Consider the following 26755-nt stretch of genomic DNA (forward strand, 5'->3'; position numbering starts at 1 on the left):
TCGCCCCGTCAGGCGTCGCCGTCGCCAGAATTCTTCTGACCGGCCGACGAGGCTTCCTCGTCACCTGAGGTGATGGGGATGGTCCGCTCCGGGGCGGCCTCACGTTTGGGGAGGCGGATTTCGAGAACCCCACGTTCCATCGACGCCTCGGCGTCGTCGGCGACGGCATCCGGGGGGAGGGGGAGTTCGGCGTCGAGAAACAGCGGACGCTCTTCGCGGACGTAGTCGAACTCCGGGGGGAGTTGCTTGTCACGCCGCGCCTCGACGAGCAACCGCCCTCTCTCGACTTTGAGGTCGGCAGTCTCAGCGGTCACGCCCGGAAGGTCGAGGACCAACAGGTACGACGTCTCGGACTCCAACAGGTCGGCGAACACCGCGTCCGGCAGTTCGGACAGCGCGTCGCGCAATGTTGACATGAACGACCATAGGGAGGCGGTGTCGAAAAAGCCGGCGGTAGTTCACCGTGTGTATACGCGTGTGAGTCGGCAATTTCGGCCGGCACCGAGGGGTCGTTCGAGACCGGCCGGTGCCGTGAGGCCGACGCTTTTTGCCCCCGGCACCGAAGGACGGCCATGAACCACCACGACCGACGCACGGCCGGGTTCAAGGAACGAACTCGGCTTGCGGACGCCCGCGAGACACTCCTCGCGGCGGTCACGCCGCACGAACGGACCGAACGACTTCCGCTCGGCGAGGCCGATGGTCGAGCACTCGCAGACCCGGCCGTCGCGCCCGCGGACGTTCCGGGCTACGACCGCGCCGCGATGGACGGATTCGCCGTCCGCGCTAGCGACACCTTCGGTGCCAGCGGTCGGTCCCCGAACGTCCTCCGGGTCGCCGACGAGTCAGTCGCACCGGGTGAGGCAGTCCGCGTCCACACGGGGAGTGACCTCCCGGACGGTGCTGACGCCGTGGTGATGGTCGAAGACACCGAGCGATTCGACGACGAACTCGAAGTGTTCGACGCCCTCGCGGAGGGGGAGAACGTCGGCGAACGCGGCGAAGACGTTCGCGAAGGTGACGCACTCTTCGACGTTGGACACGAACTTCGTCCCTCGGACCTCGGCCTCCTCCGCTCTGTCGGCATCGAGGAGGTGACCGTCTTCGAGCGTCCGCGTGTCGCCATCGTCCCGACCGGCGAGGAACTCGTCGAGTCCGACCCCGGCCCCGGCGAAGTCATCGAGACGAACGGATTGACCGTCTCGCGTCTGGTCGAGCGTTGGGGCGGCGACGCGACGTATCGAGACATCGTCGTCGACGACGCCGACTTGCTCCGCGAAGCGGTCGAATTTGACCTCGACCACGACGTCATCGTCACCACCGGCGGGTCGTCCGTCGGTGAGCGTGACCTCATCCCCGAAGTCGTCTCCGAGATGGGCGAGATACTGGTCCACGGCGTTGCGCTCAAACCCGGCCATCCCGTCGCCCTCGGCGTGGTCCAAGACACCCCCGTCGTGATGCTCCCCGGCTATCCGGTCGCCTGCGTCGTCAACGCCTTCCAGTTCCTCCGCCCGGCGCTCAAGGCCGTCGGGTCGCTTCCGATGCGACCCTTCCCGACTGTCGAAGCGACGCTGACCCGGAAGATTCCCAGTTCGCCCGGTACCCGAACGTTCGCCCGCGTCCGCCTCGACGAGTCGGGCGACGAACCCACCGCCGAACCGACCAGAACGAGTGGGTCCGGTATCCTCTCCAGTGTCGCCCTCGCGGACGGGTGGGTCGAAGTCCCGGAGAAGAAAGAGGGGTACGAGGAAGGCGAAACCGTATCTGTCGCGGGATGGGAGTGGTCCGCATGAGAAAGCAGTTCCGTGACCTCGCGTCCCCCGAAGCGGCCCGTGAGACCATCGCGTCGCTCGAACTGACGCCCGACACGGAGATGGTCGCGCTCTCGGACGCCCGAGGCCGAATCCTCGCCGAGCGAATCGACGCCGAGATGGACGTTCCCGGATTCGACCGTGCGAGCATGGACGGCTATGCGGTCCGCGCCCGCGACACCTTCGGCGCGGACGAGGCCGACCCTCTCGAACTCGAACTCGTCGGGGAAGTCCACGCAGGAACCGAACCCGACGTGGAAGTCGAACCCGGAACCGCCGCCGAGATTTCGACGGGGGCGGTCATGCCACCCGGTGCGAACGCCGTCGTCATCGTCGAACGAACTGAGGAACGCGACGGGAACCTCGTCGTCTACAAGGCCGTCGCACCGGGCGACAGCGTGATGCCCGCCGGGACGGACATCGCGGCGGGCGCACGCGCCCTCGGACCCGGCACTCGCATCACGCCGCGGGAGATTGGCCTCCTCTCGGCGCTCGGACTCGACGAAGTCCCCGTCCGCGGCGCTCCCGTCGTCGGTATCGTCTCGACTGGTGACGAACTCGTCCGCCCCGGCGAGGACCTTCGTCCCGAGGCGGGCCAAATCTACGACGTGAACTCGTACACCATCGCCGCTGGCGTCGAAGAGGCGGGTGGCGTCCCCAAACTCTACCCACACGCCGGCGACGACTACGACGAGATGGAGCGACTGCTCCACGAGGCAGCAGCGGAGTGTGACCTCGTCCTCTCTTCGGGGTCCACCTCGGCGAGCGCCGTCGACGTCATCTACCAAGTCGTCGAAGAACGCGGTGAACTGCTCCTCCACGGCGTCGCGGTCAAGCCGGGGAAACCGATGCTGGTCGGCACGCTTGGCGAGAGAAGCGCCTACATCGGCCTGCCGGGGTATCCAGTCTCGGCGCTCACCATCTTCCGAACCTTCGTCGCGCCGGCCATCCGCGACGCCGCCGGCCTCCCCGAACCACAGACGGCGACCATCGAGGGTTCGATGGCCGTCCGCGAGCGATACGCCGAGGGTCGGACGCGACTCATGCCAGTCGGTCTGGTGACTGACGGGTCGGGTGAGACGCTGGTCTACCCGGTGGACAAAGGGTCCGGTGCGACGACGAGTCTGGTCGAAGCGGACGGCGTGGTCGAAGTTCACGCCGACGTGGAGTACCTCGCCGAAGGTGAGACGGTCACGGTCACACTCTTCTCACCCGACGTTCGACCGCCGGAACTGCTCGGTGTCGGCGAGGACGACCCGGCACTGTCGCGACTGCTCGACCACGCTCCGTCGCCGCGATATCTCGCCGTCGGGTCGCGAGAAGGACTCCGGAGACTTCGTGACGGCGTCCCGGACGTTGCCGTCGTCGCGGGCGACTCGCGAAGCGACGTAGACGCCGTCGAACTCGGGTCGTGGACCCGCGAGTGGGGACTCGTCGTCCCCGCCGACAACCCTGCCGACGTGGCGGGCCTCGGCGACTTGGTCGACTCGGACCTTCGGTTCGTCAATCGTGATACGAACTCGGGACTCCGAACCGAACTCGGAACCGCCGTCGCCGCCCTCGCGGAGGAACGCGGGGAGACACGACACGAACTCGTCGAGGGAATCGTCGGGTTCGACAGTGGGCTGAAAGCGTTCGAGAGTCCCGCACGCGCCGTCCTCTCCGGGCGGGCGGACGTCGGTCTCGGCCTCCGGGAGACGGCCGACGCACTCGGTCTCGGATTCGTGACACTCGGCGAACAACCGGTTCGTGTCGTCGCCAACCCGGACCGAACGGAAAAACAGAGCGTGCGCCGTCTCCGCGAGTTACTCGCAGACAGTGACGACGTGTTCGAATCGCTCAGCGGGTACGAGAGCGAGTAAACACACCGCTCGAACGGTTAGACACTATCGTCTCAGAGAACTATAAGATACGTAGAATGTTTTTATCCTCGTAGTGAGTACGACCGGGTATGTGTAGCTCCCGGACGGTCCTCCACGTCGACGACGATGCCGATATGCTCGCGCTCTCAGAGGCGACGTTTCGGCAACTCGACGCTGTCTCTCTTCTCACCGCAGCAACAGCCACTGAAGCCCTCCAGGTCCTCTCGTCACACCCAGTGGACTGCGTCGTGAGTGACTCGCTGGTGCTCCCTGACGGCGTCCCACTCGTGGAAGCACTTCGGCAGCAGGACGAGGAGGTTCCCATCGTTCTGTTCACCGCGAAAGAGTGGTCTGAAGTCGCCGGCACCGCGTCCAACGCGGAGGTGTCCGAGTACGTCCAGAAGGCCGGCCCGGACGACTTTGCGGCGGTCCTTCGACACGTGGACGAACTCGTGTACGGTACCGGTGTTGAGAAGTCACTCACGGGTGGTATCTCGGCGATAGCCGAAGCACTCGCAGACCACGAGAGCGCCACCTCCGAGGCGACGCTTCGCCTCGACCAGGACTGGGAACTCATCGGTCAGTGGCTTGGTGAGGAAGAACTGGGTATCGTCGTCGTCGAGTCCATCGAGTCGCACGCTGGGCTTCCGGCTATCGAACATCCACTCTACGAATCTATCGACGCCGACGCACTCGAAGCGTTACTCCGGCCGGTCCTCGAAGACGAAGAACGACCCGGTATCGAGGTTCGGTTCCCGTACGGCGACTACCAACTCGCCATCACGAGTTCGGGCGACATCTTCGTTCGGCAGGCGCCCGACGAGACGCTCTACTGAATATACGATTTCTCTTCTACTGCCGTTCGACGAGTTCGGAGATTCTCGGTCTCACCGGGTTTCGAGCCGTCACGCCGACCGGAGGAGTTCGTCGAACGTCTGGACGCGATACTCACCGAGGACACATCGCCCACGGTGTTCGGGGCCGTGTCGTTCGACGTGGATGCCGTCGAGGCCGGCGTTCCACGCCGCGCCGATGTCGCTCTCGCCGTCCCCGGCGAGGACACCGGACGTTCCGCCGTCAGTCAGGAGTTCGCCGCCGAGTCCGAGTTGCGAGATGGCGCGCTTGACCGGTGCGGAGTCGGGTTTCCACCCGGTCTCTTCGGTACAGCAGACGACGGTATCGAACCAGTCGCGGATGTCGAGGTGGTCCAACACGGGGTCGGTCAGGAATTGCTGACAGTGCGTGACGATACCGACCGGTCGGCCGGTGGCGTGGATGTCTTCGACCAGTCGGGCGGCGTCGTTGTGGAGGTACGTCGCCTCGGCACGCTTCGACGGGTCTTCTTCGCGGTGGAAGGCAGGCCAGAAGTCCTGAGGGTCGACACCCCACTCGCGAAGGGTCGGGTCGCGTGCGCCACCGAGCCCGTGCCAGATTGTCTCCGCCTCTCGGTCGGTAAACTCGCGACCTAACCGGTCGCCGACCCGGTCGAACACGTCACGCGTGTACGACCACTCGGCATCGACGAGTGTTCCATCGAGGTCGAACAGCCAGAAGTCGTAGTTGTCGGCGACCATTCGGGCAACCAAGTAGGTCATCTGGAGATAAAGGTCTTCTGCCGACGAGTATCGCCGGTCGTCGGCACCGTCTCGCCTGTCGTCGGCACCGTCTCACCGGTCCCCGTCGGGGAATACTCAGTCCTCCCTGTCCGCCGATTCCACGTGAATCGCGCTCCCGAAGTACTTGTGAAGCACATCGCGGACCGATTCGGCGTTGAACTCGTCTAACTCGGCGGCGATAGCCTCCCGAAGGGCCGTCAAGTCCTCCTCGTCGGTTCGGAGTTCGGCGAACTCACAGGAGACGACCGGAACGTCTAGCCACGACTCCGCGAGTTGGCAGGCGTAGACTGGGTCGTTCACCTCGCCGCGCCAGAGTGCATCACGGAACAGCATCCACCCGGATTCACCGGGTTCTGGTGGGGTGACGCGGACGACTGTCTCGAACTCTCGGGGGTCGGTTCCGACGCCGGGGGCCGTATCCAGTCGAAAGCGCACCCGGAAGACGTATCTGAGCGGCATCCCTCACAACTCGGCGTCGAACAGGTCGGCGAGACGCAGGTCCTTCTCGGTGATGCCGCCTTCTTCGTGACTCGTGAGGCGGACTTCGACCTTCTTGTACCGGATGGTTATCTCGGGGTGGTGGAACTCCTCTTCGGCGACTTCGCCGATGCTCGCGGCGAACGCGACGCCGTCGAGGTAGTCGTCGAACTCGTAGACACGGACGATTTCGTCGCCGTCACGCTCCCACTCGTCGTTCAACCGTTCGTCGACGTCTGCTTCGGAGAGTACCTCGGCCATACCAAACATGTCGTCCGGCGAACCGATAAGGATTCGCCCGGGTCACGGCGGCGGCGTGACGACACACCGTGGGCCAGTTAGTATCTGCGTCCCGCCACGCCCCCGACGAACCCGCCCACTCACCGACACGCGGTCACCTTCGTCGACGGCTATCTGAACGGTGGTTCGCCCACCGACCGCGGTTCGCTCTCCGCCCTCGCCGACGAGGACGCCGCTATCGGGCGGGACTCGAACTCGAACGTCACCGGTTCCATCGTCCAAGACGAACGGCCGTGTCTCCCGTCCGCTGACTGGGCGGCCTTCGGCCTCGGTTTGGACCCACGTCCGGAGTGCTGGGCCGTCACCGGCGACTTCGGTGACGGTCCCGACGACAGTCGCCCGGTTTGCGCCGGCGAGGTCACAGACCCGTCGTCTCGGTGTCGCCTCGGCGAGGCGGCGGTCACGGGACGTGCGAAGTCGAACAACGAGTCGTCTGGTACGCGAGCGTACCCAGTGCGAGACAGCGTTGGAACTCCGCTGGACGGTCCACTGGTGGAGTGAGACAGTCATCGAAGCGACATGGCCTCGGCTTGGTACATGAACCTTCGCCGGAGAACGGGTCGAAACAGAACAGTCGTCGTCAGTCGCCGGGCACGGCCGTCGGTTCACCGAGGTCAGTCACCAGTCGTCGCGGTCAGTCGTCTGAGAGTTGCTCGATGACGCGGCGAGGTATCTCGTCTTCGGACGACTCACCGTCGATATCGGGGTGGTTTCCCTCAGAGACATCTCCCAGACGACTGGACGACGTCGCAGTGTCCGGGACGGAGTAGTCGTCGAATCCGGGGTCGAACAACCGCATCGCCGTCTGGATGGTCGTCCAGTCGTCGTCGCCCGCGGCGTCGCGGAGACTCTTCGTCGGCGCGGAGAGCAGTTGCCCGATGAGTGCGTCCGCGAGGGACTCGACGGTTTCGCGCTGTTCGTCGGTCAGGTCGCCCTGCGCTTCTAACTTCGAGAGAGCGGTCGAAACCTCGCGGCGTTTGACGTGTTCTGCCGCCTCGTACATCGAACTAATCGCCTCGTCGGCACGCTTGCGCTTGTAGGCGGCAAGCAGGCGGTCGAACTCCTCGTCTATCATCGCCTCGACCTGTTTCGCGGCCTGTTCGCGCTGGGCCGCAGTCCGGTCGGTGACCGTCTCTAAGTCGTCGATGTCGTGGACGCGGACGCCGTCGACGTCGTCGGCGGCGGGGTCGACGTCGCGGGGTTGTGCAATGTCGATGAGCATCGTCGCACCGGCCGCTTCGAGGTGTGCCGACTCGACGACGTAGTCTGGACTGCTCGTCGCTGTGATGACGATGTCGGCGTCGACGAGCAACTCGCCGAGAGAGTCGAGTCCCGCGGCGGCGGTGATGCCCGGAATTTCGCGTGACAGATGCGCGGCGTGGGAGACGGTCCGGTTCGCGACGACCAACTCGGACACGTCGACGGACGCGAGTGCCTTTGCGGCGAGGGTGCCCATCTCGCCTGCGCCGACGACGAGGGCACGGGCGTCTTCGACGGGGTGCCCCAGTTTCGAGCGAGCGAGTCTGACGGCGGCACTACCGAGCGAGACGGCACCTTCGTTGATGGCCGTCTCGTCGCGGGCGCGTTCGCCGACGTGGATGGCTTTCATCAGTGCGTCTTCGAGCATTGGCCCGATGCTCCCGGCGTCGTGGGCCGCCTCGAACGCGTCCTTGAGTTGCCCGAGAATCTGGTCTTCGCCGAGGACGAGCGATTCGAGACCCGACGCCACCCGCATCAGGTGGCGAAGGCTCTCTTCGTGGTCCATGTGGCGGACGCTCCCGTCTCGAACGTCGGGTGCGAAGTCTTCCAGCGCACGGCGTCCATGGGTGGCGTCGTCGGTGACGACGTAGGCTTCTGCCCGGTTACACGTCTGCAGCGAAAACGCCTCCGTGACGCCCTCACACGCGAGCAGTCGAGCGACGACCGTCTCGACGTCGTCGCTCGACGCGGATTCTATCTCCTGAACGCTCGCCCGGTCGTGGGCGACGCTCACACCAGAGATGACACCCGCGTTTCTCATGAATCACCTCGCATTGTGTCTGTAATCACGCGCGCTGCCTCTCGTCGGGGGTTTGTATCCGCACTACGTAAAGCCTTCCAAACCGACGGGTCGCGCACGACGGCGCGAATCGCGTCACGGCGTTCGGCCGGCGAGTGGTCCGCGTCTTTGAGTTCGTCGCGGAGGTCGGCCGTCAATTCGGCCATCGCGCCGGCACCGTCGAGTTCGGCCTCGATGCGCTCACGCAGGTACTTCGACAGGGCCGGACTCGACCCGCCGGTTGTGATGGCCACGGACACATCCCCGTCGTCCACGGTGGCGGGGACGACGACGCTCCCGGCCTCTCGTTCGCCGCTACGGTCTGCGCGGTTGACCAGCACGCCCCGTTCGCGGGCCGAGTCGACGATGGCGTCGTTCACCGCGGAATCGTTCGTCGCCGCGACGGCGAGTGCCGGGTCGAACCGGTCGAACCACTCGGAGATGTCGTCGGGTGCCGGGGCCGCACGCACGAGTTCGGCGTCGCCGAAGTCCCGGTCTGCGAACTCGGGGCTCACGACGACGGTCTGGGTCTCGCGGGCGAATCGCCGGGCTTTGCGGGCACCGACAGGTCCACCTCCGAACACGAGGATGGTCTCGCCGGACAGGTCGTGAACCAGTGGAATCATCTCACTCCGTGTTGGCGTCTGCTCGCTCGTCCAGTCTGATACCGGTCTTCTTCAAGATTCGGGTCGAGAACAACGTGTCCCAGTCGTCGTCACCGACCTCCCAGTGTTCACTCATGACCTCACGGACGCGCTCGACGCGGGCGTCGCTCTCTGCTTTCGACCGGCCGTGGGTCATCGCGAAGAAGTTGTACGGCCAGACGCCCTCGTGTCGTGGCCGGCGGTAACAGTGGGTGACGAAGTCGAGCGAGGCGATTTCCGGGCCAACCTCCATCACGATGTCGTCGGGGACGTTCCAGACCGTCATCCCGTTCTCGCTGTACCCGAGGGCGTAGTGGTTCGGGATGACGCCGACGCGGCGGACCTTCCCTTCGACGTCGAAGCGTTTGATGGTCTCGACGACCCACGCGGTGTCCTGTCCGAGGGCGTCGGCGACGTCGGCGTACGGCGTCTCCGTGACCGGCAGACCGCCCTGAATCTCTAAGACCAAGTCGCGCTCGTCCGGGGTGAGCATGCGCTCGTCGGACGGTTCGACGTCGGGACCGAGGTGTGAGAGGTCGAGGTCACCGTCGGAGATGGGGCCGTCGAGGAGGAACTTCGCGCCGACGTGGAACTCGTGGCGTTTGGGCATGTTGTACGTCGGTTGCCCCGTCTCCGCCTCTATCTCGCCGAGTACCTCGTCGACACGTGATTCCGTGGCGACGGAGACGACGAACCACATGTTGAGGTGTGGGTGTTCTCGCTCGTAGTTGTGTGCGACCTCTCGGTGGGCGTTGACCTGCTCGGCCACGTCGTCGAATCGCTCCGGCGGGGCGTGCATGGCGACGAGCGTCGCCGTCCCGCCAATCTCTTCCGCGTTGACGAGTGCGCCGAACCGCGAGAGGATGCCTTCGTCGTCCAGTTCACGGATACGCCGACAGAGTTCCGACGCCGTCACGTCTACGCCGCGGTCACGGAGCGCCTCCGCTGCGGGTTCGAATGGACGTTCGACGACGGGGAATCCACCCTGAAAGGCGTTGACGATGGCGCGGTCGAGATGAGAGAGGTCCGCGTCCGCCTGTATCATGGGCGTGACTCAGGATGCGAAGGGAATAAACGACTCGCTTATTCTCACGGGTGTGAGACGGCCTATTCGGTCGCTGACGAGTCTGTCAGGCCGAAATTCCGGTTATTCGGTGTTCGAAAAAGTACGGTAAAACGCGTTCAGGGAACGGGCGTGACGCGGTCGACGTGGTCCAGTGCTTCGAGGTTCTCGACGATGGCGTCGTGGTCGGCCGTCGCCTCGTAGTAGAACACGAGGTCGAAGGTCCCCTCACGGAGGAGTTGCTGGCACTCCCAGACGAACTCGTCGTCCTCGACGCTGAGGCCCTGGAACTGGTTCGAGGAGAAGTCGGTGTCGTCGTTGCCGGCGTAAATCCACGCGTCGCCCTTGTCTGCGTGTTCGGAGATGACGTCGTTGATTGCGACGGTCAGTTCCTGCATCTCGAGGTCCTCGCGACCGCTGAGAGTCGTGTGGACGATAGCGCCGACCAACTCGATGTCACCCGGTTCGAGCAGTGCGAGCGTCCGCTTGTAGAGGTCGTCGTCGATGGTCTCGCTCATGGTCATCTCTTCTCGGGGAGGTACAAACGGATGGCGATTCGTCGGTCAGATTCCTCTCGCAGTCGTCGTCACTCCGGCATCCGTTCTGCCCGACCGAGACGACCCACAAGACACATAGGCTCTGCATGCAACGAAAGGGACATGTTCGGGTGGGTCCGACGCGGCTTTCGACGCGCCTACGAGCGGGTGCTCTCTCGGGAAATCGACGACGGACCGACGCACGTCGCTATCATCCAAGACGGAAACCGCCGTTACGCGAGAAAGCAGGGTGACGACGCACCCGACGGTCACCGCGCGGGTGCACAGACCACAGAGAACGTCCTCGACTGGTGTGAGGAACTCGGCATCGAGGAGTTGACGCTGTACGCGTTCTCGACCGAGAACTTCGAGCGCCCTCCACACGAGCGCGAACCCCTCTTCGACCTCTTCGAGGACAAGTTGTACGAGTTCGCCGACGCCGAACGCGTCCACGACCGAGAAGTCGCCGTCCGCGCAATCGGGGAGGTGGACATGCTCCCCGAACGTGTCCGCGACGCCATCGACTACGCCGAGTCACAGACCGGTGACTACGACAGTTTCACGCTCAACATCGCCCTCGCGTACGGCGGCCGAGCAGAACTGCTCAGTGCCGCCCGTGACGTGTGCCGCGACGTCGAATCCGGCGTCCTCTCCCCCGACGACGTAGACGTCGAAGCGGTCGACCGCCACCTCTCGCGGCAACCCGTCCGCGACGTTGACCTCATCATCCGCACCGGCGGCGACGAACGAACGTCGAACTTCCTGCCGTGGCACGCCAACGGGAACGAAGCGGCCGTCTACTTCTGTGCACCCTACTGGCCGGAGTTCTCGAAGATAGACCTGCTCCGCGGCATTCGGACCTACGAGTCGCGCGAGAAGTCGTGGCAACGGACGCGAACCGAACGCGCCGTCGCACTCGTCCGGGCCGTCGCGGAAGTCGAGTTCGAAGACGCCCGTGCTGTCGCGGGTCGCCTCCGCGAGCAACTGCCGTCGTCGGGTGCCGACGAGGTGTCTGCCGAGTTGGCGAAGCGGACCGACGAGACGGCGGACTGAGGGTCGTCGAAAACGGATTCTCCAGCGTTATTCGTCGCCCTGTGCCGCGCCGGCGTCGACGACGCGGCCGTAGAACAGAATCGCGTCGGTCGGTTTGTCGCGGATACAGAACAGGAACGGCCGGTCGAACCGGAGTTCGCCCCACGACGGGGGCAGTGACACTTCCATGACGACTGCCGTCGCCGCCGCCGCCTCGGTTCCGTCTTCGTCCACGGAGACGAACGACTTGTGGAACACCTCGTCGACGAAGAGGCCACCGCCACCGTCTTCGACCATGCCACTGAAATCCGCGCCGGGGCCGAATGCGACGGGCATGCCGAGGTCCGAGAGCGCCGTCGACAACTGGACTTCCGTCTCGAACTCGAACTTGGGCAACGCGAGTGTTCCCCTGGCGTCGCTCATCACGTCGAAGAGGCCAAACAACCGGTCGGCGGTGAGGTTCTGCTCGAACGACTCGAACTCGCCTTCGTCGGGGAGAATCAGCACCATCGACACCTCTTCTCCGATGTACGGCAACTCGACGGCCTGCGCGCCGGGTACCGACGCATAATTCAGCCGAGAGAACTCGTGGTGCATGAGCGGAACCGTCGATTCGGTGCCGTCCAGTGCGGTGAAGGTTCCCTCCTCGGTGTTTTCGGGGTCGAACTTGTGCAACCAACTCGCCATGAAGTAGATGGCGTTAGTGAGCACGAGGATCGTCTGCGGGGTGATGGCGTCCGCCGGGAGCAGGTCTTCGATTCGGTCTTCGGTCTGGTCGGCGACCCACTCGTTGATTCGCTCACGTTCGCCGTTCGGGTCGCCGCCGAAGTCCGCCCGGCGAAGGCCTGCGCCGTAATTCTCCTCTAAGAGTGCGAGGTAATCCTCGGAGAACGGGTAGTCCTCTTGCCCCCACAGTGCGTTCGCCACGGCCAACTGGAAGGCGTCGACTTCCGTGTCGTCGAAGCGGTCCGTGGTCGTCGCTCGACTGTCGAGTTCGGCTTGGAGGTCGGAAAAGGCAGGATGCACCTCCTCGCCGAGCGTGTAGTGGAGTGTCTCTTCCATCTGTTCGCGAGTGTCGCCGCGAGCGCCGGCGTAGGTCATCGCCAGCGCGACGGAGATGCTGTACGGCGAGAGGAACTGGTTGCTACCCGTTTTGGCCGCCAGATGGTTGTGCAGTTCGAGGGCGAACGCGGCGTTCCCGGACGCGAGCGCGGCGAGTCGTTCGTCGTTGACGTTCGGTGACCCAGTCGGTGGTTCCTCTGTCGGCGTGTCTGTCGACGTCTCGGTCGGGGTATCTGTGGTGGGCGGTGCGGTCGTGTCCGTTTCGGGCGGGGACCCACCGTCGCCCGTACACCCTGCCACTGTCGCGGCGGCGAGGGCACCCGAGAGCGCGAGGAGTTCGCGACGCTTCATGTCGGAACGTTCACACAGTCGACAATATGTTTTCTGTAAGCCCAAACGGTCGTTTGAGTCACGGGCGGGCGCCTAAAACCCGTGTCAGCACAGCTATCACGTGGTTTGGACTATCGTCCAAATTTCTGTTCCACCCTTCGGGCGCAACAGCGTTCGGACGGTTCGCTCGCGCTTACCGTCCAAATCTCCGTATCGGCATAGCCGCCACGTGGTTCGCCCTACCGGCCGAACCTCCGCTGTCTGTCCTGATAGTCCCGCAACGCCCGCAGGAAGTCGCGCTTCCGGAAGTCACGCCAGTTCACGTCGGTGAAGTACAGTTCCGCGTAGACCGACTGCCAAATCATGAAGTCGGAGAGGCGTTCGGCACCCGTCTTGACGACGAAGTCGGGTTCGTCGGGGAACACCAGTCGCTCTTCGATGTCGGTGCCGTCGATGTCGTCGGGGTCCAACTCGCCGGCGTCGACTTCTTCGGCGAGCGAACGGACGACGGCGGCGAACTCGCGTTTCCCGCCGAGGCCGATGTTGACCTGTACGGGAGCGTCGGCGCGTTCGGTGTCACCGGGTTCGCGGACGGCGATGGGGTACGGTGTATCGAGTTCGCGGAGTTCACGAGAGAGCGTCGGGACGACTGCCTCGTCGAGGACACTCACCGAGACGGTGACGCGTTCGGTCCCGTACTCGAACGCCCAGCGGATGGCGTCTTCGAGTTTGGCGTACGCACCCTGTTCTAACAGGTCGCGCTCGGTGATGACGAGGGCGACGTGCTCGGGTGCCGCCGTGTCGTCGAGGCGGAATCGGAGGGCGAGGTAGTAGTCGTACAGTCCCACGGAGGTCTGTACACGCGCCGACGTTTCTAACGCTTCGGGTTCGGCGTGATGTGCGGGTGTGCGGGTCGTCAGACGCGGGAGGAGCGTTCGAGTCACCGATGTCGGGAGGGTTAAGTGCGAGTCGGGGATACCGAACGATGTGACTTCCACACTACGGCGAGCGGGTGGATTCGCGGTCGTCGGGACGCTGGCCCTCGCGGCCCCTAGTCTCGGCGCTGCCGCGTTCGCACCTTTCGCCGCAGTCGCGCTCTTGGCGGCCTTCGTCATCGACGACGGGCCGCTCTTCGAGCTGTTCGCCCGCCCCGGCGACCGGGAGGACGGCCGCCTCAACGGGTTGGCCGGCTTTTCGCTCGCCGCGACCGGGTTGGCGCTTCTGGCGACGGTCCCACGGGAACGGATGCCCCTCACGGTGTTCGTCGCAACCGTGCTGATACTCGCCTACGGGAACCTCGGAGCGCGACTGGTGGATACGCGATTCGACGACGAGTTCCTCCACTCTGCCGGGTTCGTGGCCGCCGGCATCCTCGCCGGGACAGTCGGACAGGCAACCGTCGTGAGTCTCACCGGCGACCCGATGGACCTCGCCCGGTTCACCTTCGTCGCCGCACTCGGTGCACTCGTCGCGGCACTCCTCCGGTCTGCGCTCTACGAACGCGACGACCCCGTCGTCATGCTCACCGTGGGAATTGCACTGTGGGGCGTCGACTGGTTGGCCGGTCCCATCACGCCCACACAGACCGGCGTCTCGCTGTTGTTGACTGTCGCACTCGGCTACGCCGCCTACGCACTCGGAACCGCCTCCGTCGCCGGCATGATTACTGGCGTGCTTCTCTTGCTCGTCGCCGTCGGGTTCGGTGGGTTCGGGTGGGCTCTCGCCCTCGCCTCGTTCTTCGGCATCGGCGCACTCGCGACCAAGTTCCGCTACGACCGAAAAGCCGAACGCGGCGTCGCCGAAGACAACGAGGGGGCGCGCGGCACGGGGAACGTGCTCGGCAACTCGGCCGTCTCGCTCCTCGCCGTCGTCGGGTTCGCCGCGATGGAGACGATTGGACACCAACTCGGTAGCGACCTGTTCGTCCTCGCGTTCGCCGGGTCTGTCGCGGCCGCGATGAGCGACACACTCTCCAGCGAAATCGGTGGCCTGTTCGACAACCCTCGACTCATCACGTCGCTCAGGCGCGTCCCGCCGGGAACCGACGGTGCGGTCACGTGGCAGGGCGAACTCGCAGGCATCGTCGGCGCGGGACTCGTCGCCGGTATCGCGTACGTGTCGCTTCCGCTCCCGATTCCGAATTCGGCGGCGGCGGTCGCAATTCTCGTGGGCGGCGTCGTCGGCATGACTGTCGATAGTCTCCTCGGTGCAACCGTCGAGGGTGCCGGCCTCGGCAATCAGGCGGTCAACTTCCTCATGACGCTCGGCGGTGCGTTGGGTGCGGTCGTCGCGTGGATTCCACTGTGACCGTCCGCCTCGCCCGCCCCGAGGACCGGGGCACACTCTCGTCGCTCCACGGACTTCTCAGCCACCCGTCCCCCGAACTCTTCGACGCGTGGCCAGCCGTCGGAACGCTCCTCGTCTCCGTCGATTCTGACGACCATCCGGTGGGCTATCTCCTCGGCGTCGGCGACCACCTCGCCGAACTCGTCGTCGCCCCGGACGCCCGCAGGGAGGGTCGTGCTACTGCACTCGTCGAAGCGTATCAGGCACGCCACTCGGACGCGTCGCTCACGTTACTGGTCCATCCGGAAAACGAGGGCGCACGAGCGTGTTACGATGCACTCGGGTTCCGTCACGACGAACGTGTCGGCGACGCGTTCGACGGTGACGACGCGATTCGTCTCGTCTACGACGGGTGAGCCAACGCTATACGACAGGTGAAGTGCGACGCCCCTACGTCAACAGTTGGTCGGCGGTCCTGACACGGACGCTGACGGGTTTCTTCACGTACTCGCCCTTCGAACGGGCGACGAGGTCACCGACGCCGCGTTGGGCCGCGATGTCGACGAGTTTCTGACTCGCCTCGCCGTCGACGACGACGAGTCGGGGGGCCGGTTCGGTCTGTTCGAGCGTGTCGTAAATCTTCTCGACGGCGACTTCGTCCAGTAGGTCGAGTTCCGAATCGAGGAGGCGAGCGAGTCCGCTGCCGTCGGTAATCGTCTCGCGGACGTGGTCCGAAAGCGACAGCGTCGGGTGGACGGGGTCGACCGCTTCGGCGACTGCCTCGGACTCGTCGAACACGTCGTCTGGGGCGTGTTCTGCGTCTGCGCTGGTGTCGGCCTCTGTCGTCTTTTCGACGGTGACCGTCCCGCCGTTGTCGGAACTCGCTTCGGGAACCGCATCGGTGGGGCCATCTGCGGGTGGAGTCGACGACGAACCGTCAGTCGTCGGCGACTCCGGGCGAGGGTCCGACGGAACTCCCGGCGTGTCACCGGCGGCAGCGACTGCGGCCCGGTAGTCACCGTCGTCCGGAAGCGAGGAGAATGCGACCTTGTTTCGGAGGGCACGGATGACCGCGGCGCGGTCGAGGTCCTCGACAGACTGTTTGTCGGGGGCGAACGCGACGTAGTCCACGTCGCCAACTTGCGAGAGTTCGCGGAGGATGAGTTCCCCGCCACGGTCGCCGTCCAAGAACGTCGTGACCGTGCGTTCTTGCGTGAGCGTGGCCACGTCGTCGGGGATGTTGGTCCCCTCGACGGCGACGGCGTTCTTGATACCGAATCGGAGGAGCGTCAACACGTCTGCACGACCTTCGACGACGATAATGGCGTCGGAGTCGGCGACACGTGGTCCTGCCGGCAGGCCGTGGTACTCGGTGATGTCCTCGACGCGGACGCTCTCTTTGACCTCTTCGAGAATCTCGGAAGAGGTCATGACGGTGTCGTCGAACGACTCCGTGAGCAGTTCCTTGGCGCGTTCGACGACCATCCGGCGCTTCGCTTCGCGAACGTCTTCGATGTTCGTGACTTCGATGACGGCCTGACACGGTCCGACGCGCGTGAGCGTCTCCAGCGAGGCGGCGAGGATGGCCGTCTCGACTTTGTCGAGACTACTCGCGATGGTCATCTGACCGAACGAGTGGCCGTTTTCGGAGTCTATCTGTACGTCTATCCGACCGACCTTGGAAGATTGTTGGAGGTCACGGAGGTCGAGTTCGTCGCCGAGGAGGCCCTCGGTTTGCCCGAAGACAGCCCCGACGACGTCGCTCCGTTCGACTACTCCGTCGGCGGAGATGGAGGCGTGAATGAGATATTTTGCAGTGTCGTCCATTGGTGAAGTCCTCCCGGAGGAGGTGATGATGTGATGATGGTGATGATGTCATGGGTGGAACCCACGAACGTCTTTATATAAGTCGTGCCCGAGGGAAATATCTATCGTGGCCGACGATTCGAACGCGGCAGTCGCTCCTTCACGATTACGACTCTCTGCGGAGTGACGCCACTGTCTCACCAGCGGTGCGACAGAACTCGGCCGGGTCCGACGGGTCGTCGTGTTCGACGATTGCCCACTCGACGAACCCGTCTCGGGCGGCGGCGAGACAGGCGTCGACGTCGAGTTCCCCATCCCCGAGCGAGACGGGACGACCACCACGCTCGGCGTCCGCATCGAGGACCACGTCTTTGAGGTGAACGAGTGGCGTGCGGTCGGCGTATCGGTCGAGATAGTCGACGGGGTCGTATCCGGCGGCCAGCACCCACGCGAGGTCCAGTTCGAACCCCACGCCGGATTCCTCGGCGAGTCTGTCGAGTGCGGGTTCGCCCGCGACGGTCTGGAGTTCGTGGTCGTGGTTGTGATAGAGGAGTCTGAACCCTCGGTCGTCACACTTCGCCGTCAGGTCGTCGAGTCGGTGTGCTGTCTCGTCGACTGTCTGAGCGTCTGCGAACGCCTCTGGTGGGAGGTAGGGGACGACGAGTGTCTCCACGCCGAGTGCGCCGTATCGTTCGCAGACTGCGTCGAGGTCGGATTCGAGTTCGTCGACACCGACGTGTGCGGCGGGTGCCGTCAGGCCCGTGTCGGACAGTGTCGTCCGTATCGTGTCGCCGTCGTCGAATCCCGCGAATTCGACGCCGTCGAACCCGGCGTCTGCGGCGCGTTCGACCAGCGCCGAAGTCGGTTCGTCGAGTGCGCGGAGCGAGTACAACTGGATGCCGAAGTTCATACACCGACGCTCTCACGGGATGTGGGAAATTGTTCCGGCGGTGACCACTGTCGAGCACCGGTCACACCGGCGACGACTGCGGAAATCACAGCGACCCCCGGATGGCATACTTCCACGCCCTATGAGTGGTCTGAGAAATTCGTCACCGCGTATTGAAGAAAAATATTCTCCAATACGATGCAACGTAGGACAATAGGGTAAGATTTACGTTCTATTGTTAACTATGGTCTCCAAGCATGACGAGAGCACGCATCGATTACCTCTGGATTGCGACGTTCGCAGTCCTCGTGACGTTCGCCGTCCCGTGGTTCCTCTGGGGAGATAGTCGGGTGTTCGCCGGACTTCCACTGTGGCTCTGGTGGCACATCGGCTGGATGGGACTGACAGCGGTGGTCTTTCACCTGTTCACGCGCCGGGCGTGGGACCGCGGAATCGTCGAGGGGGCCCGCTGATGGTCTCCGCACTCGGTATCCAACTCGGCGTCGTCGGCGTCTACCTCGTGGTGGCCCTCGCAGTCGGGTTGCTCGCGTACCGCCTCACGAGTAAAGACGCCGAGGACTACTACCTCGCGGGGCGCTCTATCGGAACCGTCGTCCTCCTGTTCACTACCTTCGCGACGCTCCTGTCCGCGTTCACGTTCTTCGGCGGTCCTGACCTCGCGTTCCGTGCCGGTCCCGAGTGGATTCTGGTGATGGGCGTCATGGACGGCGTCCTGTTCGCCATCCTCTGGTACGTCGTCGGCTACAAACAGTGGCTCGTCGGCAAGGCCCACGGCTACGTGACGCTCGGCGAGATGCTCGGTGACCGCTTCGGGTCGAAGCGCCTCCGGGCCGTCGTCGCGGGTATCAGCCTCTTTTGGCTGTTCCCGTACGTGATGCTCCAGCAGATGGGTGCCGGTGAAGCCATCGTCGGCCTCACGAACGGAATCGTCCCGTACTGGGCCGGTGCCGCCGGTATCACGGTGTTCATGATTGCCTACGTCGTCATCGCCGGTCTGCGCGGCGTCGCGTGGACCGACACGCTCCAAGGCCTGTTCATGCTCGGCGTCGTCTGGCTCGCCGTCGGGTGGGTCGCGACTGCCGCAGGCGGACCCAGTTCCCTCTCGAACGCGCTCGCGACGAACAAACCAGAGTTCCTCGCCCTCGGCGGCGGCCTCTACACCCCGCAGTTCATCATCTCGACTGCCGTTACCATCGCCTTCGGCGTGGCGATGTTCCCGCAAATCAACCAGCGGTTCTTCGTCGCCAAGTCGGGGGCAGTCCTCAAGCGCTCGTTCGCCCTGTGGCCTGTCCTCGTCGTCTTACTGTTCGTCCCTGCCTTCATCCTCGGGACGTGGGCGGCAGGTCTCGGTATCTCGGTCCCAGAAGGCGCGAACGTCCTGCCGGTCCTCCTCAACGAGTACACGCCCGTCTGGTTCGCCGCCCTCGTCGTCGCCGGTGCGATGGCCGCGATGATGTCCTCGTCGGACTCGATGCTCCTCTCCGGGTCGTCGTACTTCACCCGTGACCTCTACCGGCCGTTCGTCGACGCCTCGCTGAGCGAGGACCGGGAAGCGTGGATTGCGCGCATCGGTGTCGCACTGTTCGCGACGCTGACGTTCGTCGCCAGTCTGTTCCGCCCCGGAACGCTCATCGAAGTCGGTGACACCGCGTTCGGCGGGTTCGCGCAGATGGCGCTCCCCGTCATCATCGCACTCTACTGGGCGAAGACGAACCGCTCTGGCATGTTCGCCGGCATCCTCGGTTCACAGGCGTTCTACCTTGCACACGTCTTCGTGCCGACGGTCGAACTCGCGGGCGTCTCGGTGTTCGGCCCGACGTACCTCACGTGGGACTTCGCCCTCTGGGGGATGCTCCTCTCCGCCGTCTTGACGGTCGGCGTCTCTGCGTTCACGGCTACCGCACCCGAAGAGAACCAGCGTCGGTTCTCCGAAGGACTGCGAGCCGACTGAGCTCTCGCGCTACCTGAACTCCGCTGACTAGCGCCTTCCGACTCGCCCTCCGGCACACTTGCTGCCACCGTGGGGAGGTTTATTCCCTTGTGCGACAATTGTTCTCTCATGCCTGAAGAAGTTCTGTTCAAATCCGAGAACCGACAGAGCCGTGCCGAAATCGCGTCGTACCTCCGTGCCGTCGCCGACAAACTGGACGCTGGCGAGCCGATTACACTGAAAGCGGGCGACCAGTCCGTGACGATGGACCCGCCGGCGTCGCCGACGTTCGAGGTGAAAGCCGAACGCGAAGGCCCCGCGGGACAACCCGGCGAACTGAGCATCGAGTTCGAACTGGAGTGGGACGAAGACGGCGGCGACGGCGGCGCGGGCGGCGGCTTGGAAATCGAGTGAGGCGGTTCGCCCGCTCCGAACGAATACTTTTTTGACACCTCTGCGAGTCGTCACGCCACCATGCAGATTCGTCCACTCACCGACGACGACGTACCCTCCCTCGTCGACGACCTGTGGCTTCCCTTCGCCGACGAGATGGGTGGTATCGACCAGTACGACGCACTGTCCGAGGACACCGACGTTCGCGCCGAGGCAGTCGAGTACCGTCGGAACCAACTCGACGACGAGGACAGACAGACGTTCGTCGCAGTGGACGACGACGCTGAACGGCGTCTCGTCGGGTATACGACCGTTTCGTATTCCGAGTCACCGCCAGTCTTCGCTCGCGGGGCGGTTGCGAAAGTGAAAGACCTCTACGTCGCGCCCGACGCTCGGGGCGACGGACTCGGAACACGATTACTCGAACGGGTACACGAGTGGGGGCGCGAACGCGGGTGTGAACGCGCCGCGTTGAGCGTCCACGTCCGCAACGAGGCGGCACAGTCCTGCTACGAGTCGATGGGGTACGAGACGCGGTACGTGAAGATGGACCGACCCCTGTGAATCGCCGGACGACACCGATATCTACCCCCGCGATTTCGGGGGCGTCATTCGACCACTAAACCCGAACCCTCAAATCTCCGCACACTAACCCCCGCGCATGAACGAGTCGGGACACCAGGTGTTGATGGAGCAAGACGTGCTTCGTCATCGCCTGGACGACGACGACCTTCCCGAGTGGGCAGCGCAACACTATGAGACGTTCCGCGAAACGATGCTCGGTGACAACGACGGCGCACCCTTCCCGTGTTACTTCGGCGTCGAGTCTGAGCGAAACGGCGACGCCCTGTACACGTTCGTCGATTCGATGACCGACAAAGACGCTCTGTTAGCGCTCCGGGACACGGTCTTGGAGTACCTCGACGTCTACCGCGACTACTCCGAGGCGTGTTCGCTCGTCACGTTCTTCAAACCGCCCGAAGAAGACCTGACCGAGGCCGATTACCACGAACGCCTGTGGCACATTCTTCAGTTCCTCCACGTCAACGACCCCGAACCGTGGCCGGAGGACATTCCGACCGACCCCGACGATTCGACGTGGGAGTTCTCCTTCGGCGGCGAACCCATCTTCCCGACGACCCGCGCGCCGTTCTACGACGAGCGCCTGAGTCGCTACTGCCCGTGGGGGCTCGAAATCACGTTCCAGCCTCGGTCGCTGTTCGACGGTATCACCGCCGACACCGAGGCCGGACAGAAAGCCCGCTCCGTCATTCAGAACCGCATCGAGGAGTACGACGGTGTCTGCCCGCACGCCGACCTCGGCGACTGGGGCGTCGAGGGTGACCGCGAGTGGCCGCAGTACATGTTCTCGTCGGACGAGTCGCAAGCACCCGACGAGTGCCCGATTCGCATCACGCGCGACCACCCGAAGGTGTCGATGGCACCGGCGGACGACTAACATGGTCGACCTGCCGACCGATGCCGTCCTCGTCTGCATCGATATGCAGGTCGGGTTCGACGAACCGCGGTGGGGAACACGGAACAATCCCGAGATGGAAGCGCGCGTCGCGGACTTGCTCGCCGCGTGGCGCGACGCCGACGCGCCTGTGGTCCACGTCCGACACGACTCGACGGAATCGGACTCACCGCTCCGGAGCGATAGTGGGGGTTTCGACTGGAAACCAGAAGCCGAACCAACCTCGGGCGAACCCGTGTTCACGAAGCACGTCAACAGCGGATTCGTGGGCACCGACCTCGAATCGTGGCTCCGCGACCACGGCTACACGACGCTCGTCGTCTGCGGCCTTACGACCGACCACTGCGTCTCGACGACGACGCGGATGGCCGAAAATCTCGGCTTCGAGGTGTTCCTTCCCGAGGACGCGGTTGCGACGTTCGACCGCGAGGGACACGACGGGACGCACTACTCCGCCGACGAGATGCACCGAACTGCGCTGGCGCACCTGAACGACGAATTTGCGGCAGTCGTCGAGACGGCGGACGTGTTGGCAACTCGCTGACCACCGCGTCGGGAGCGTTCTGCCACTTGTGAAACCCGATTCGGTTACGTTCTGCCGCCTGTGTGGTGTGCTATTGTTACGCAAATATATTTACCGAACCACAGAAAATGTCCCGCCGTGGGCGTCTCGTTCCTCTCTCGCGACAACCTCGCCCTCGAATTCACGTGGAACGAGTTCACGGGCGCGGTAGGAGATTCGGTTACGGTCCTCCCTATCGTCGTCGCGCTCTCACTTCTCTCGGACCTCTCGCTGACGCTCGTCCTCTTCTGGTTCGGCGTCTTCCAAATCGTCTGGGGCCTCTACTACGGCGTTCCACTGTCCGTCGAACCGATGAAAGCGCTGGCCGCACTGGTCCTCGCGGGTACTGTCACGACGACCGAAGCACTCGTCGCCGGGGGCCTTCTCGGCGTCGTCTTACTCGGTATCGGCCGGACGAACTCACTCGAACGAGTGAGTCGGTACATCGGCGCACCCGTCGTTCGCGGTGTTCAGTTCGGCGTCGCTCTCGTCTTGCTCGAAACAGGACTCTCGCTCGGGTTCTCGGACCCCGGTCTGGCCGCCCTCGCCGGCGGTATCGTCGTCCTCGCGGTTCTCCTCGGTCGGTGGAACCTGAGCGCCTTCGCGGTGCTCCTCGTCGGTGGCGGCATCGCCGCGTTTCACACCGGTCTCCCCACGCCGACGCTCCCCTCGCTCGATGGGGCGTTCCTCGTCTCGCCTGCGGGTGTGACCGCCTCGGCAGTAGAGGGTGCCGCCGGCCAGTTGGCGATGACCGTCGGCAACGCCGCACTCGCCACGTCCGTCCTCCTCGCGGATTACTTCGACCGCGACATCTCGGCCGACGAACTCGCGACGAGTATGGGTGTGATGAATCTCACGGCCCTCCCCTTCGGTGGGTTCCCAATGTGCCACGGAAGCGGCGGTGTCGCCGGCAAGTATGCCTTCGGCGCTCGAACCGCCGCCGCGAACGTGATTCTGGGCGTCGGGTACGTCGTCGTCGCCCTCGTCGCAGTCGAACTCGTCGCCGCGTACCCACTCGCGATGCTCGGCGTCGTGCTGACGGTTATCGCCCTCCAACTCGGCCGGACGAGTATTCAGAAGACGGACGAGTACGTGCTGGTCGTCGGGATTGGCATCCTTGGTGTGGTCGTTAATCTGGGCGTGGCGTTCGTCGCCGGTGTTGGTGTGTGGTTGGGGTGGACGCGGTGGACTGGACAGTGAGTGTCGTGAGAGAATACTCGTGGGTCGGTTGGCCGGACCGGCGAACCCCACCGCGACGTGCCACGTCGTGGCTTCGTGTGCGTACGAGCGAGAGTGACGTTCGAGACACTTTCTGCCGACCCTGAAATAGCGTCAAGTGACTCTGGGTTGTCGAGTATCGTATGTGGGGAGCGCGCATCGCACGGCGAAGACCGTCACCGAACGTGAGGTGGCAACGCCGATGAATCGACGTACTGTGTTGAAGACGGCCGCACTCGGACTCGGCGGCGGGGCACTCTCGACCGGGGTCGTCGCGGGGTCGTCGAGAGGAACGACACAGACGGAAACGCGGACACTCACTCTCGCAGCAAACGGCCCTGTCGAGTACACGCTCACCGTCGACGGGAACCTCGAACCCGACACGGACGGCGGAGATTTCTCCGCGGACGGCGACGAGGAAGTCCAGTCGCCGGCCTTCGAGGCCGTCTCACGGATGCGCGACGAGACTGGCCCCATAGAGAACGCCGGGGGGACGAGGTATCTCGGTGACCGGTACCTCGTGAGCGGAATCGTCGAGGTGTGGGGACTCGAAACCAACGGCTACGACGTGCACTTCTACGTCGATGGGTCGCACGCGGGGTCCACGCACGACGCCGACGACGACGGCGTGTTAGTCGACGACGTTGGGGAGTTCAGACCCGACCGCTCGGTGATGATAACGGCGAACGGACCGATTGCGTACGAACTGTGGACCCCGACGACGGAGGTGTCTCCTGACACCGACTCTGGGGACTTCTCGGCCGACTCGAACGACACGCCCACAGACAACGGCGACGGAACGGTGACCGTGACGGACGAGACGGGACCGATTCCCGACGACGCGGGCGGGGCGCACTTCCTCGGTGACCGGTACCGCTTCTCCGGGTCCATCGAGGAGTTCGACCTGCAGTACGACGCCTCGCGCTACGAGGCGTACGTCTATATCGACGAACGGACCGTCGACCCGGTCGACGTCCGCAACAACGTGTTCTGAGCGGTGTCGGAACAGACGACACGGGTCTGTTACTTTATATAACTACCCCGCCGACGTACCACGTATGCAGACGCACATCGTTCCCGTCGGGTTCGACTACGACCGACTCATCGCGCCACTCATCCGCGATCAGTTGGATGTCGACCGCGTCATCCTCCTCGAAGGGGCCGTCGGGAGCGAGGCGAACGTCGAGTACTCGATGAACCTCTCCGGGAAGTTGGAGAAAGACTTCGAGAACCTCCTCGGCGCGGAGACAGAACGCGTCGTCGTCCACGACGTGTACGACTACGACGCCGCGTTCGAGCAAGCGTACGACCTCATCAACGCCGAACTCGACGCCGACGACGAGATGCGGGGAGACGACGAGGAACCCGGCGAAGTCTGGGTGAACGTGAGCGCAATGCCGCGGCCCGTCTCGTTCGCGTTCGCCACGGCGGCCCACTCCATCATGGTGGAGCGACAGGCCGACAGAGACCGCATCCACACCTACTACACCGCCCCCGAGAAGTATCTGGAGACCGAACTCGCCGAGGAACTTCGCTCCGGTCGTGACCTGCTCGAATCCATCCTCGAATCGGGCGAGATAGACGAGGCGGAGATTCGCGAACGACTCGACGTGTCGTCCGACCTCCTCTCGGAGTTCGACGAACGCGGGACGACCATCGGCGCGAAGCAAATCGGTGAGCGCCACATCGTCGAACTCCCCGTCGCCTCCTTCTCGAACGTCAAACCGTTCGAGGAAGTCATCCTCTTCAAACTCGGCGAACACGGCGAGTTCGGGTCCGTCTCGGAACTCGCAGAAGCGCTGGCCCGCGAGATGAACGAAGAGTACACCGACTCCTTCCGGTCGAAGGTCATCTACAACGTCGACCGCCTCGGCCCCGGTGGGAAAGGCTACATCGAGCAGGAAGAACGCGGGAAGTCCTATCGAACGCGACTCTCCCGTATCGGCGAGTTGTGGGTCCGCGCGCACGCCGATAGCGACGAGTAGGACCGACGTGCCGTCGTCGCTCCTCGGGGGTCGATGCGGGGAGACGAGTCGAGCGTGAACGTCGAACAGCACGTTTCTGTGCGGTCTGGCCGCGTCCCACTATAAGAACCTTCGGCGAGGGTGTGCCACTCACCCCCACGTGCGCAGTTCTTAGGTTCTTCTTCGACCTACCGCTTGTCGGGTGAACCGAACGAACCGTTGCCGAGTGCGTGCCTCAGTTCCCGCCGTGGCGACACCAGTCGATTGGTTGCCCATCCTGTACACCGTCCACTCTCCCCTCTCCCCCTACATTTCAGAATTCCAGACCCACCGGGTCGTCAGTTGGCGCTAACGGACTCCGTGGAAGCCCTTCCGGCGGTTCCGGGAGGTTGTACGCGCTCGGTGCGACGTCGTTCGGGCCATCTGCGTAGAACACCGACGCGAGCAGTTGGATGTGGTCGCGCCCGACGCCGAGTTCGAACTGACCGCCGCCGTAGAGTGACATCCCCCGTTCGTGGGCGTACTCGATGGTCTCGAAGAGTGATTCGACGGTGCCGAACCGCGAGGGCTTGATGTTCAGCCACGATGGTTCGAACGGCAGTTCTTCTACGGATTCGACGCCCGTAATCGGGGAGTCCCACGAGACCCGGCCTTGGTGGCCGTCGAACAGCGGTCGGGTCTCGTCGGTGAACGCGGGGTCTTCGACGACTGCGTCGGGGAATCCGGAGAGGACGCGTTCGTAGAGGGCCGGGTCGGGGGCCTGGTCGACCTCGGTCCCCTCGTACTGCCCCTTCAGGTCGAGGATTCTGACGCACTCGTGGTCGGCGAGCGACGCCACGAGGTCGTCGTCCCAGTCTGAGGTGGGGTCGAGTTTGAACTCGCAGTCTGGGTCACGGTCGAGGAGCATCTCGACGCGGTCGGCAGACGGCGGGTCGCCGAGGCGGGTACTCACGACGAACCGCACCGGGTCGCGTTCGCGGCCAACCGCGGTGGCGAGGTCCGTGTCGTTCTGACGAAGCGCGAGGTCCAAGCCGGCGGATTCGAGCGCCCAGCGGCGATAGTGTTCGGACGTGGCGCGTTCGGGGTCTTTCGTCGGAAAGAGCGCAACGTCGTCGAGGGTGGCCGAGAAGTCAGCGAACGAGTCGTACGACCCCGCGAGGTCGAACACGTCGTCCGGCGCGTCGGCGAGGGCGTCGTGGTCTGCTGCGTCGTAGGTCACGTCTTCGCCGCGGCCGACGTGTCCGTCGCCAGCGAGTGCGAAGATGGTGGTCTTACGGAGGAACCCGCTCGACGTGTCGCTCTCGTGGCGCGTGCGGGAGACGGAGTCGACGGTCAGCGGCAGGTCTGCCACTCGGTCGAAGAAGGTCATCGGGTGACAGGTTGGGCGCGGCGCGGCAAAAGCGTACGTCCCGAATCGACGTTCGTGGATGGTCGGCCC

At 64.5% G+C, this 26755-nt stretch carries 29 protein-coding genes; 15 read left to right on the top strand and 14 right to left on the bottom strand.

All coding sequences use genetic code 11. From position 1 onward, the window contains the following. Window positions 1-8: 8 nt before the first annotated feature. Window positions 9-416, bottom strand: coding sequence for an Hsp20/alpha crystallin family protein (locus GJR96_RS07955; protein WP_151162450.1), 408 nt, complete (start codon window positions 414-416; stop codon window positions 9-11). Window positions 417-572: 156 nt separating this feature from the next. Here GJR96_RS07955 and GJR96_RS07960 point away from each other — a divergent pair, with 156 nt between their 5' ends. The 3 genes from GJR96_RS07960 to GJR96_RS07970 all read left to right on the top strand — a co-directional run bounded on the left by GJR96_RS07960 (window position 573) and on the right by GJR96_RS07970 (window position 4509). Beyond that, a complete protein-coding gene (locus GJR96_RS07960; protein WP_151162451.1) occupies window positions 573-1793 on the top strand; it encodes a molybdopterin molybdotransferase MoeA in 1221 nt (406 codons plus the stop codon). Continuing rightward, on the top strand, window positions 1790-3673 hold the full coding sequence (locus tag GJR96_RS07965; protein WP_151162452.1) for a molybdopterin biosynthesis protein: 1884 nt from the start codon (window positions 1790-1792) through the stop codon (window positions 3671-3673). The genes GJR96_RS07960 and GJR96_RS07965 overlap by 4 nt, the downstream gene beginning before the upstream one ends. Window positions 3674-3762: 89 nt before the next feature. After that, complete coding sequence (locus GJR96_RS07970) at window positions 3763-4509, top strand: response regulator (protein WP_151162453.1); 747 nt, start codon at window positions 3763-3765, stop codon at window positions 4507-4509. A gap of 69 nt (window positions 4510-4578) precedes the next feature. On the opposite strand, the gene GJR96_RS07975 is transcribed toward GJR96_RS07970, so the two are convergent. The 8 genes from GJR96_RS07975 to GJR96_RS08010 form a co-directional block, all read right to left on the bottom strand. Continuing rightward, on the bottom strand, window positions 4579-5247 hold the full coding sequence (locus GJR96_RS07975; protein ID WP_151163957.1) for an HAD family hydrolase: 669 nt from the start codon (window positions 5245-5247) through the stop codon (window positions 4579-4581). A gap of 117 nt (window positions 5248-5364) precedes the next feature. Further along, complete coding sequence (gene lwrS, locus GJR96_RS07980) at window positions 5365-5748, bottom strand: LWR-salt protein (protein ID WP_151162454.1); 384 nt, start codon at window positions 5746-5748, stop codon at window positions 5365-5367. A gap of 3 nt (window positions 5749-5751) precedes the next feature. Further along, window positions 5752-6027, bottom strand: coding sequence for a 4a-hydroxytetrahydrobiopterin dehydratase (locus GJR96_RS07985; RefSeq protein WP_151162455.1), 276 nt, complete (start codon window positions 6025-6027; stop codon window positions 5752-5754). A gap of 42 nt (window positions 6028-6069) precedes the next feature. Next, on the bottom strand, window positions 6070-6576 hold the full coding sequence (locus GJR96_RS07990; RefSeq protein ID WP_191965828.1) for a hypothetical protein: 507 nt from the start codon (window positions 6574-6576) through the stop codon (window positions 6070-6072). A gap of 124 nt (window positions 6577-6700) precedes the next feature. Continuing rightward, the gene (gene hemA, locus GJR96_RS07995; protein ID WP_151162456.1) at window positions 6701-8086 is read right to left on the bottom strand and encodes a glutamyl-tRNA reductase; all 1386 of its coding nucleotides are present in this window, start codon (window positions 8084-8086) and stop codon (window positions 6701-6703) included. Continuing rightward, a complete protein-coding gene (locus GJR96_RS08000) occupies window positions 8083-8730 on the bottom strand; it encodes a precorrin-2 dehydrogenase/sirohydrochlorin ferrochelatase family protein (RefSeq protein ID WP_151162457.1) in 648 nt (215 codons plus the stop codon). The genes hemA and GJR96_RS08000 overlap by 4 nt, the downstream gene beginning before the upstream one ends. 1 nt (window position 8731) lies before the next feature. After that, window positions 8732-9793, bottom strand: a complete 1062-nt coding sequence (gene ahbB, locus GJR96_RS08005; RefSeq protein WP_151162458.1) for a siroheme decarboxylase subunit beta — start codon at window positions 9791-9793, stop codon at window positions 8732-8734. Between the two features lie 137 nt (window positions 9794-9930). Continuing rightward, on the bottom strand, window positions 9931-10329 hold the full coding sequence (locus tag GJR96_RS08010) for a DUF5778 family protein (RefSeq protein WP_151162459.1): 399 nt from the start codon (window positions 10327-10329) through the stop codon (window positions 9931-9933). Between the two features lie 141 nt (window positions 10330-10470). On the opposite strand from GJR96_RS08010, the gene uppS reads away from it, so the two are divergent. Next, the gene (uppS, locus tag GJR96_RS08015; protein WP_151162460.1) at window positions 10471-11400 is read left to right on the top strand and encodes a polyprenyl diphosphate synthase; all 930 of its coding nucleotides are present in this window, start codon (window positions 10471-10473) and stop codon (window positions 11398-11400) included. Window positions 11401-11427: 27 nt separating this feature from the next. Here the strand turns inward: uppS and GJR96_RS08020 are convergent, their stop codons facing one another. Then, window positions 11428-12792: a serpin family protein gene (locus tag GJR96_RS08020; protein WP_151162461.1), complete on the bottom strand. Its 1365-nt coding sequence runs from the start codon at window positions 12790-12792 to the stop codon at window positions 11428-11430. A gap of 218 nt (window positions 12793-13010) precedes the next feature. Next, on the bottom strand, window positions 13011-13619 hold the full coding sequence (locus GJR96_RS08025) for an undecaprenyl diphosphate synthase family protein (RefSeq protein WP_151163959.1): 609 nt from the start codon (window positions 13617-13619) through the stop codon (window positions 13011-13013). Between the two features lie 139 nt (window positions 13620-13758). Here GJR96_RS08025 and GJR96_RS08030 point away from each other — a divergent pair, with 139 nt between their 5' ends. Then, a complete protein-coding gene (locus GJR96_RS08030; RefSeq protein ID WP_151162462.1) occupies window positions 13759-15078 on the top strand; it encodes a DUF92 domain-containing protein in 1320 nt (439 codons plus the stop codon). Continuing rightward, window positions 15063-15473, top strand: a complete 411-nt coding sequence (locus GJR96_RS08035) for a GNAT family N-acetyltransferase (protein ID WP_394349482.1) — start codon at window positions 15063-15065, stop codon at window positions 15471-15473. Before GJR96_RS08030 ends, GJR96_RS08035 begins: the two co-directional genes overlap by 16 nt. A 34-nt stretch (window positions 15474-15507) precedes the next feature. Here the strand turns inward: GJR96_RS08035 and dnaG are convergent, their stop codons facing one another. Both dnaG and GJR96_RS08045 read right to left on the bottom strand, forming a co-directional pair. Continuing rightward, window positions 15508-16884 (bottom strand): DNA primase DnaG, encoded by a 1377-nt coding sequence (dnaG, locus tag GJR96_RS08040; RefSeq protein ID WP_151162463.1) that lies wholly within the window; start codon window positions 16882-16884, stop codon window positions 15508-15510. 145 nt (window positions 16885-17029) lie between these two features. After that, a complete protein-coding gene (locus GJR96_RS08045; protein ID WP_151162464.1) occupies window positions 17030-17773 on the bottom strand; it encodes a sugar phosphate isomerase/epimerase family protein in 744 nt (247 codons plus the stop codon). Between the two features lie 236 nt (window positions 17774-18009). Between GJR96_RS08045 and GJR96_RS08050 the strand changes: the two genes are divergently transcribed. The 9 genes from GJR96_RS08050 to GJR96_RS08090 all read left to right on the top strand — a co-directional run bounded on the left by GJR96_RS08050 (window position 18010) and on the right by GJR96_RS08090 (window position 25338). Next, on the top strand, window positions 18010-18225 hold the full coding sequence (locus GJR96_RS08050) for a DUF3311 domain-containing protein (protein WP_151162465.1): 216 nt from the start codon (window positions 18010-18012) through the stop codon (window positions 18223-18225). After that, window positions 18225-19724 carry a sodium:solute symporter family protein gene (locus GJR96_RS08055; protein WP_151162466.1) on the top strand — a complete coding sequence of 500 codons (1500 nt, stop codon included), beginning with the start codon at window positions 18225-18227 and terminating at the stop codon, window positions 19722-19724. The genes GJR96_RS08050 and GJR96_RS08055 overlap by 1 nt, the downstream gene beginning before the upstream one ends. A 108-nt stretch (window positions 19725-19832) precedes the next feature. Beyond that, on the top strand, window positions 19833-20117 hold the full coding sequence (locus GJR96_RS08060; protein WP_151162467.1) for an amphi-Trp domain-containing protein: 285 nt from the start codon (window positions 19833-19835) through the stop codon (window positions 20115-20117). Window positions 20118-20177: 60 nt separating this feature from the next. Then, a complete protein-coding gene (locus GJR96_RS08065) occupies window positions 20178-20660 on the top strand; it encodes a GNAT family N-acetyltransferase (protein ID WP_151162468.1) in 483 nt (160 codons plus the stop codon). 97 nt (window positions 20661-20757) lie between these two features. Further along, the gene (locus GJR96_RS08070; RefSeq protein ID WP_151162469.1) at window positions 20758-21555 is read left to right on the top strand and encodes a YqcI/YcgG family protein; all 798 of its coding nucleotides are present in this window, start codon (window positions 20758-20760) and stop codon (window positions 21553-21555) included. A gap of 1 nt (window position 21556) precedes the next feature. Further along, window positions 21557-22117: a cysteine hydrolase family protein gene (locus tag GJR96_RS08075; RefSeq protein ID WP_151162470.1), complete on the top strand. Its 561-nt coding sequence runs from the start codon at window positions 21557-21559 to the stop codon at window positions 22115-22117. A 117-nt stretch (window positions 22118-22234) separates the two neighbouring features. Then, window positions 22235-23335 carry a putative sulfate/molybdate transporter gene (locus GJR96_RS08080; protein ID WP_151162471.1) on the top strand — a complete coding sequence of 367 codons (1101 nt, stop codon included), beginning with the start codon at window positions 22235-22237 and terminating at the stop codon, window positions 23333-23335. A 220-nt stretch (window positions 23336-23555) separates the two neighbouring features. Continuing rightward, entirely contained in the window at window positions 23556-24347 is a 792-nt protein-coding gene (locus tag GJR96_RS08085) for a hypothetical protein (RefSeq protein WP_151162472.1), read from the top strand. A 64-nt stretch (window positions 24348-24411) separates the two neighbouring features. Then, window positions 24412-25338, top strand: a complete 927-nt coding sequence (locus GJR96_RS08090; RefSeq protein WP_151162473.1) for an HFX_2341 family transcriptional regulator — start codon at window positions 24412-24414, stop codon at window positions 25336-25338. A gap of 292 nt (window positions 25339-25630) precedes the next feature. On the opposite strand, the gene GJR96_RS08095 is transcribed toward GJR96_RS08090, so the two are convergent. Beyond that, the gene (locus GJR96_RS08095) at window positions 25631-26686 is read right to left on the bottom strand and encodes a hypothetical protein (RefSeq protein WP_151162474.1); all 1056 of its coding nucleotides are present in this window, start codon (window positions 26684-26686) and stop codon (window positions 25631-25633) included. Window positions 26687-26755 lie beyond the last annotated feature (69 nt).

The organism is Haloferax litoreum (assembly GCF_009674605.1).
Lineage (GTDB): Archaea > Halobacteriota > Halobacteria > Halobacteriales > Haloferacaceae > Haloferax > Haloferax litoreum.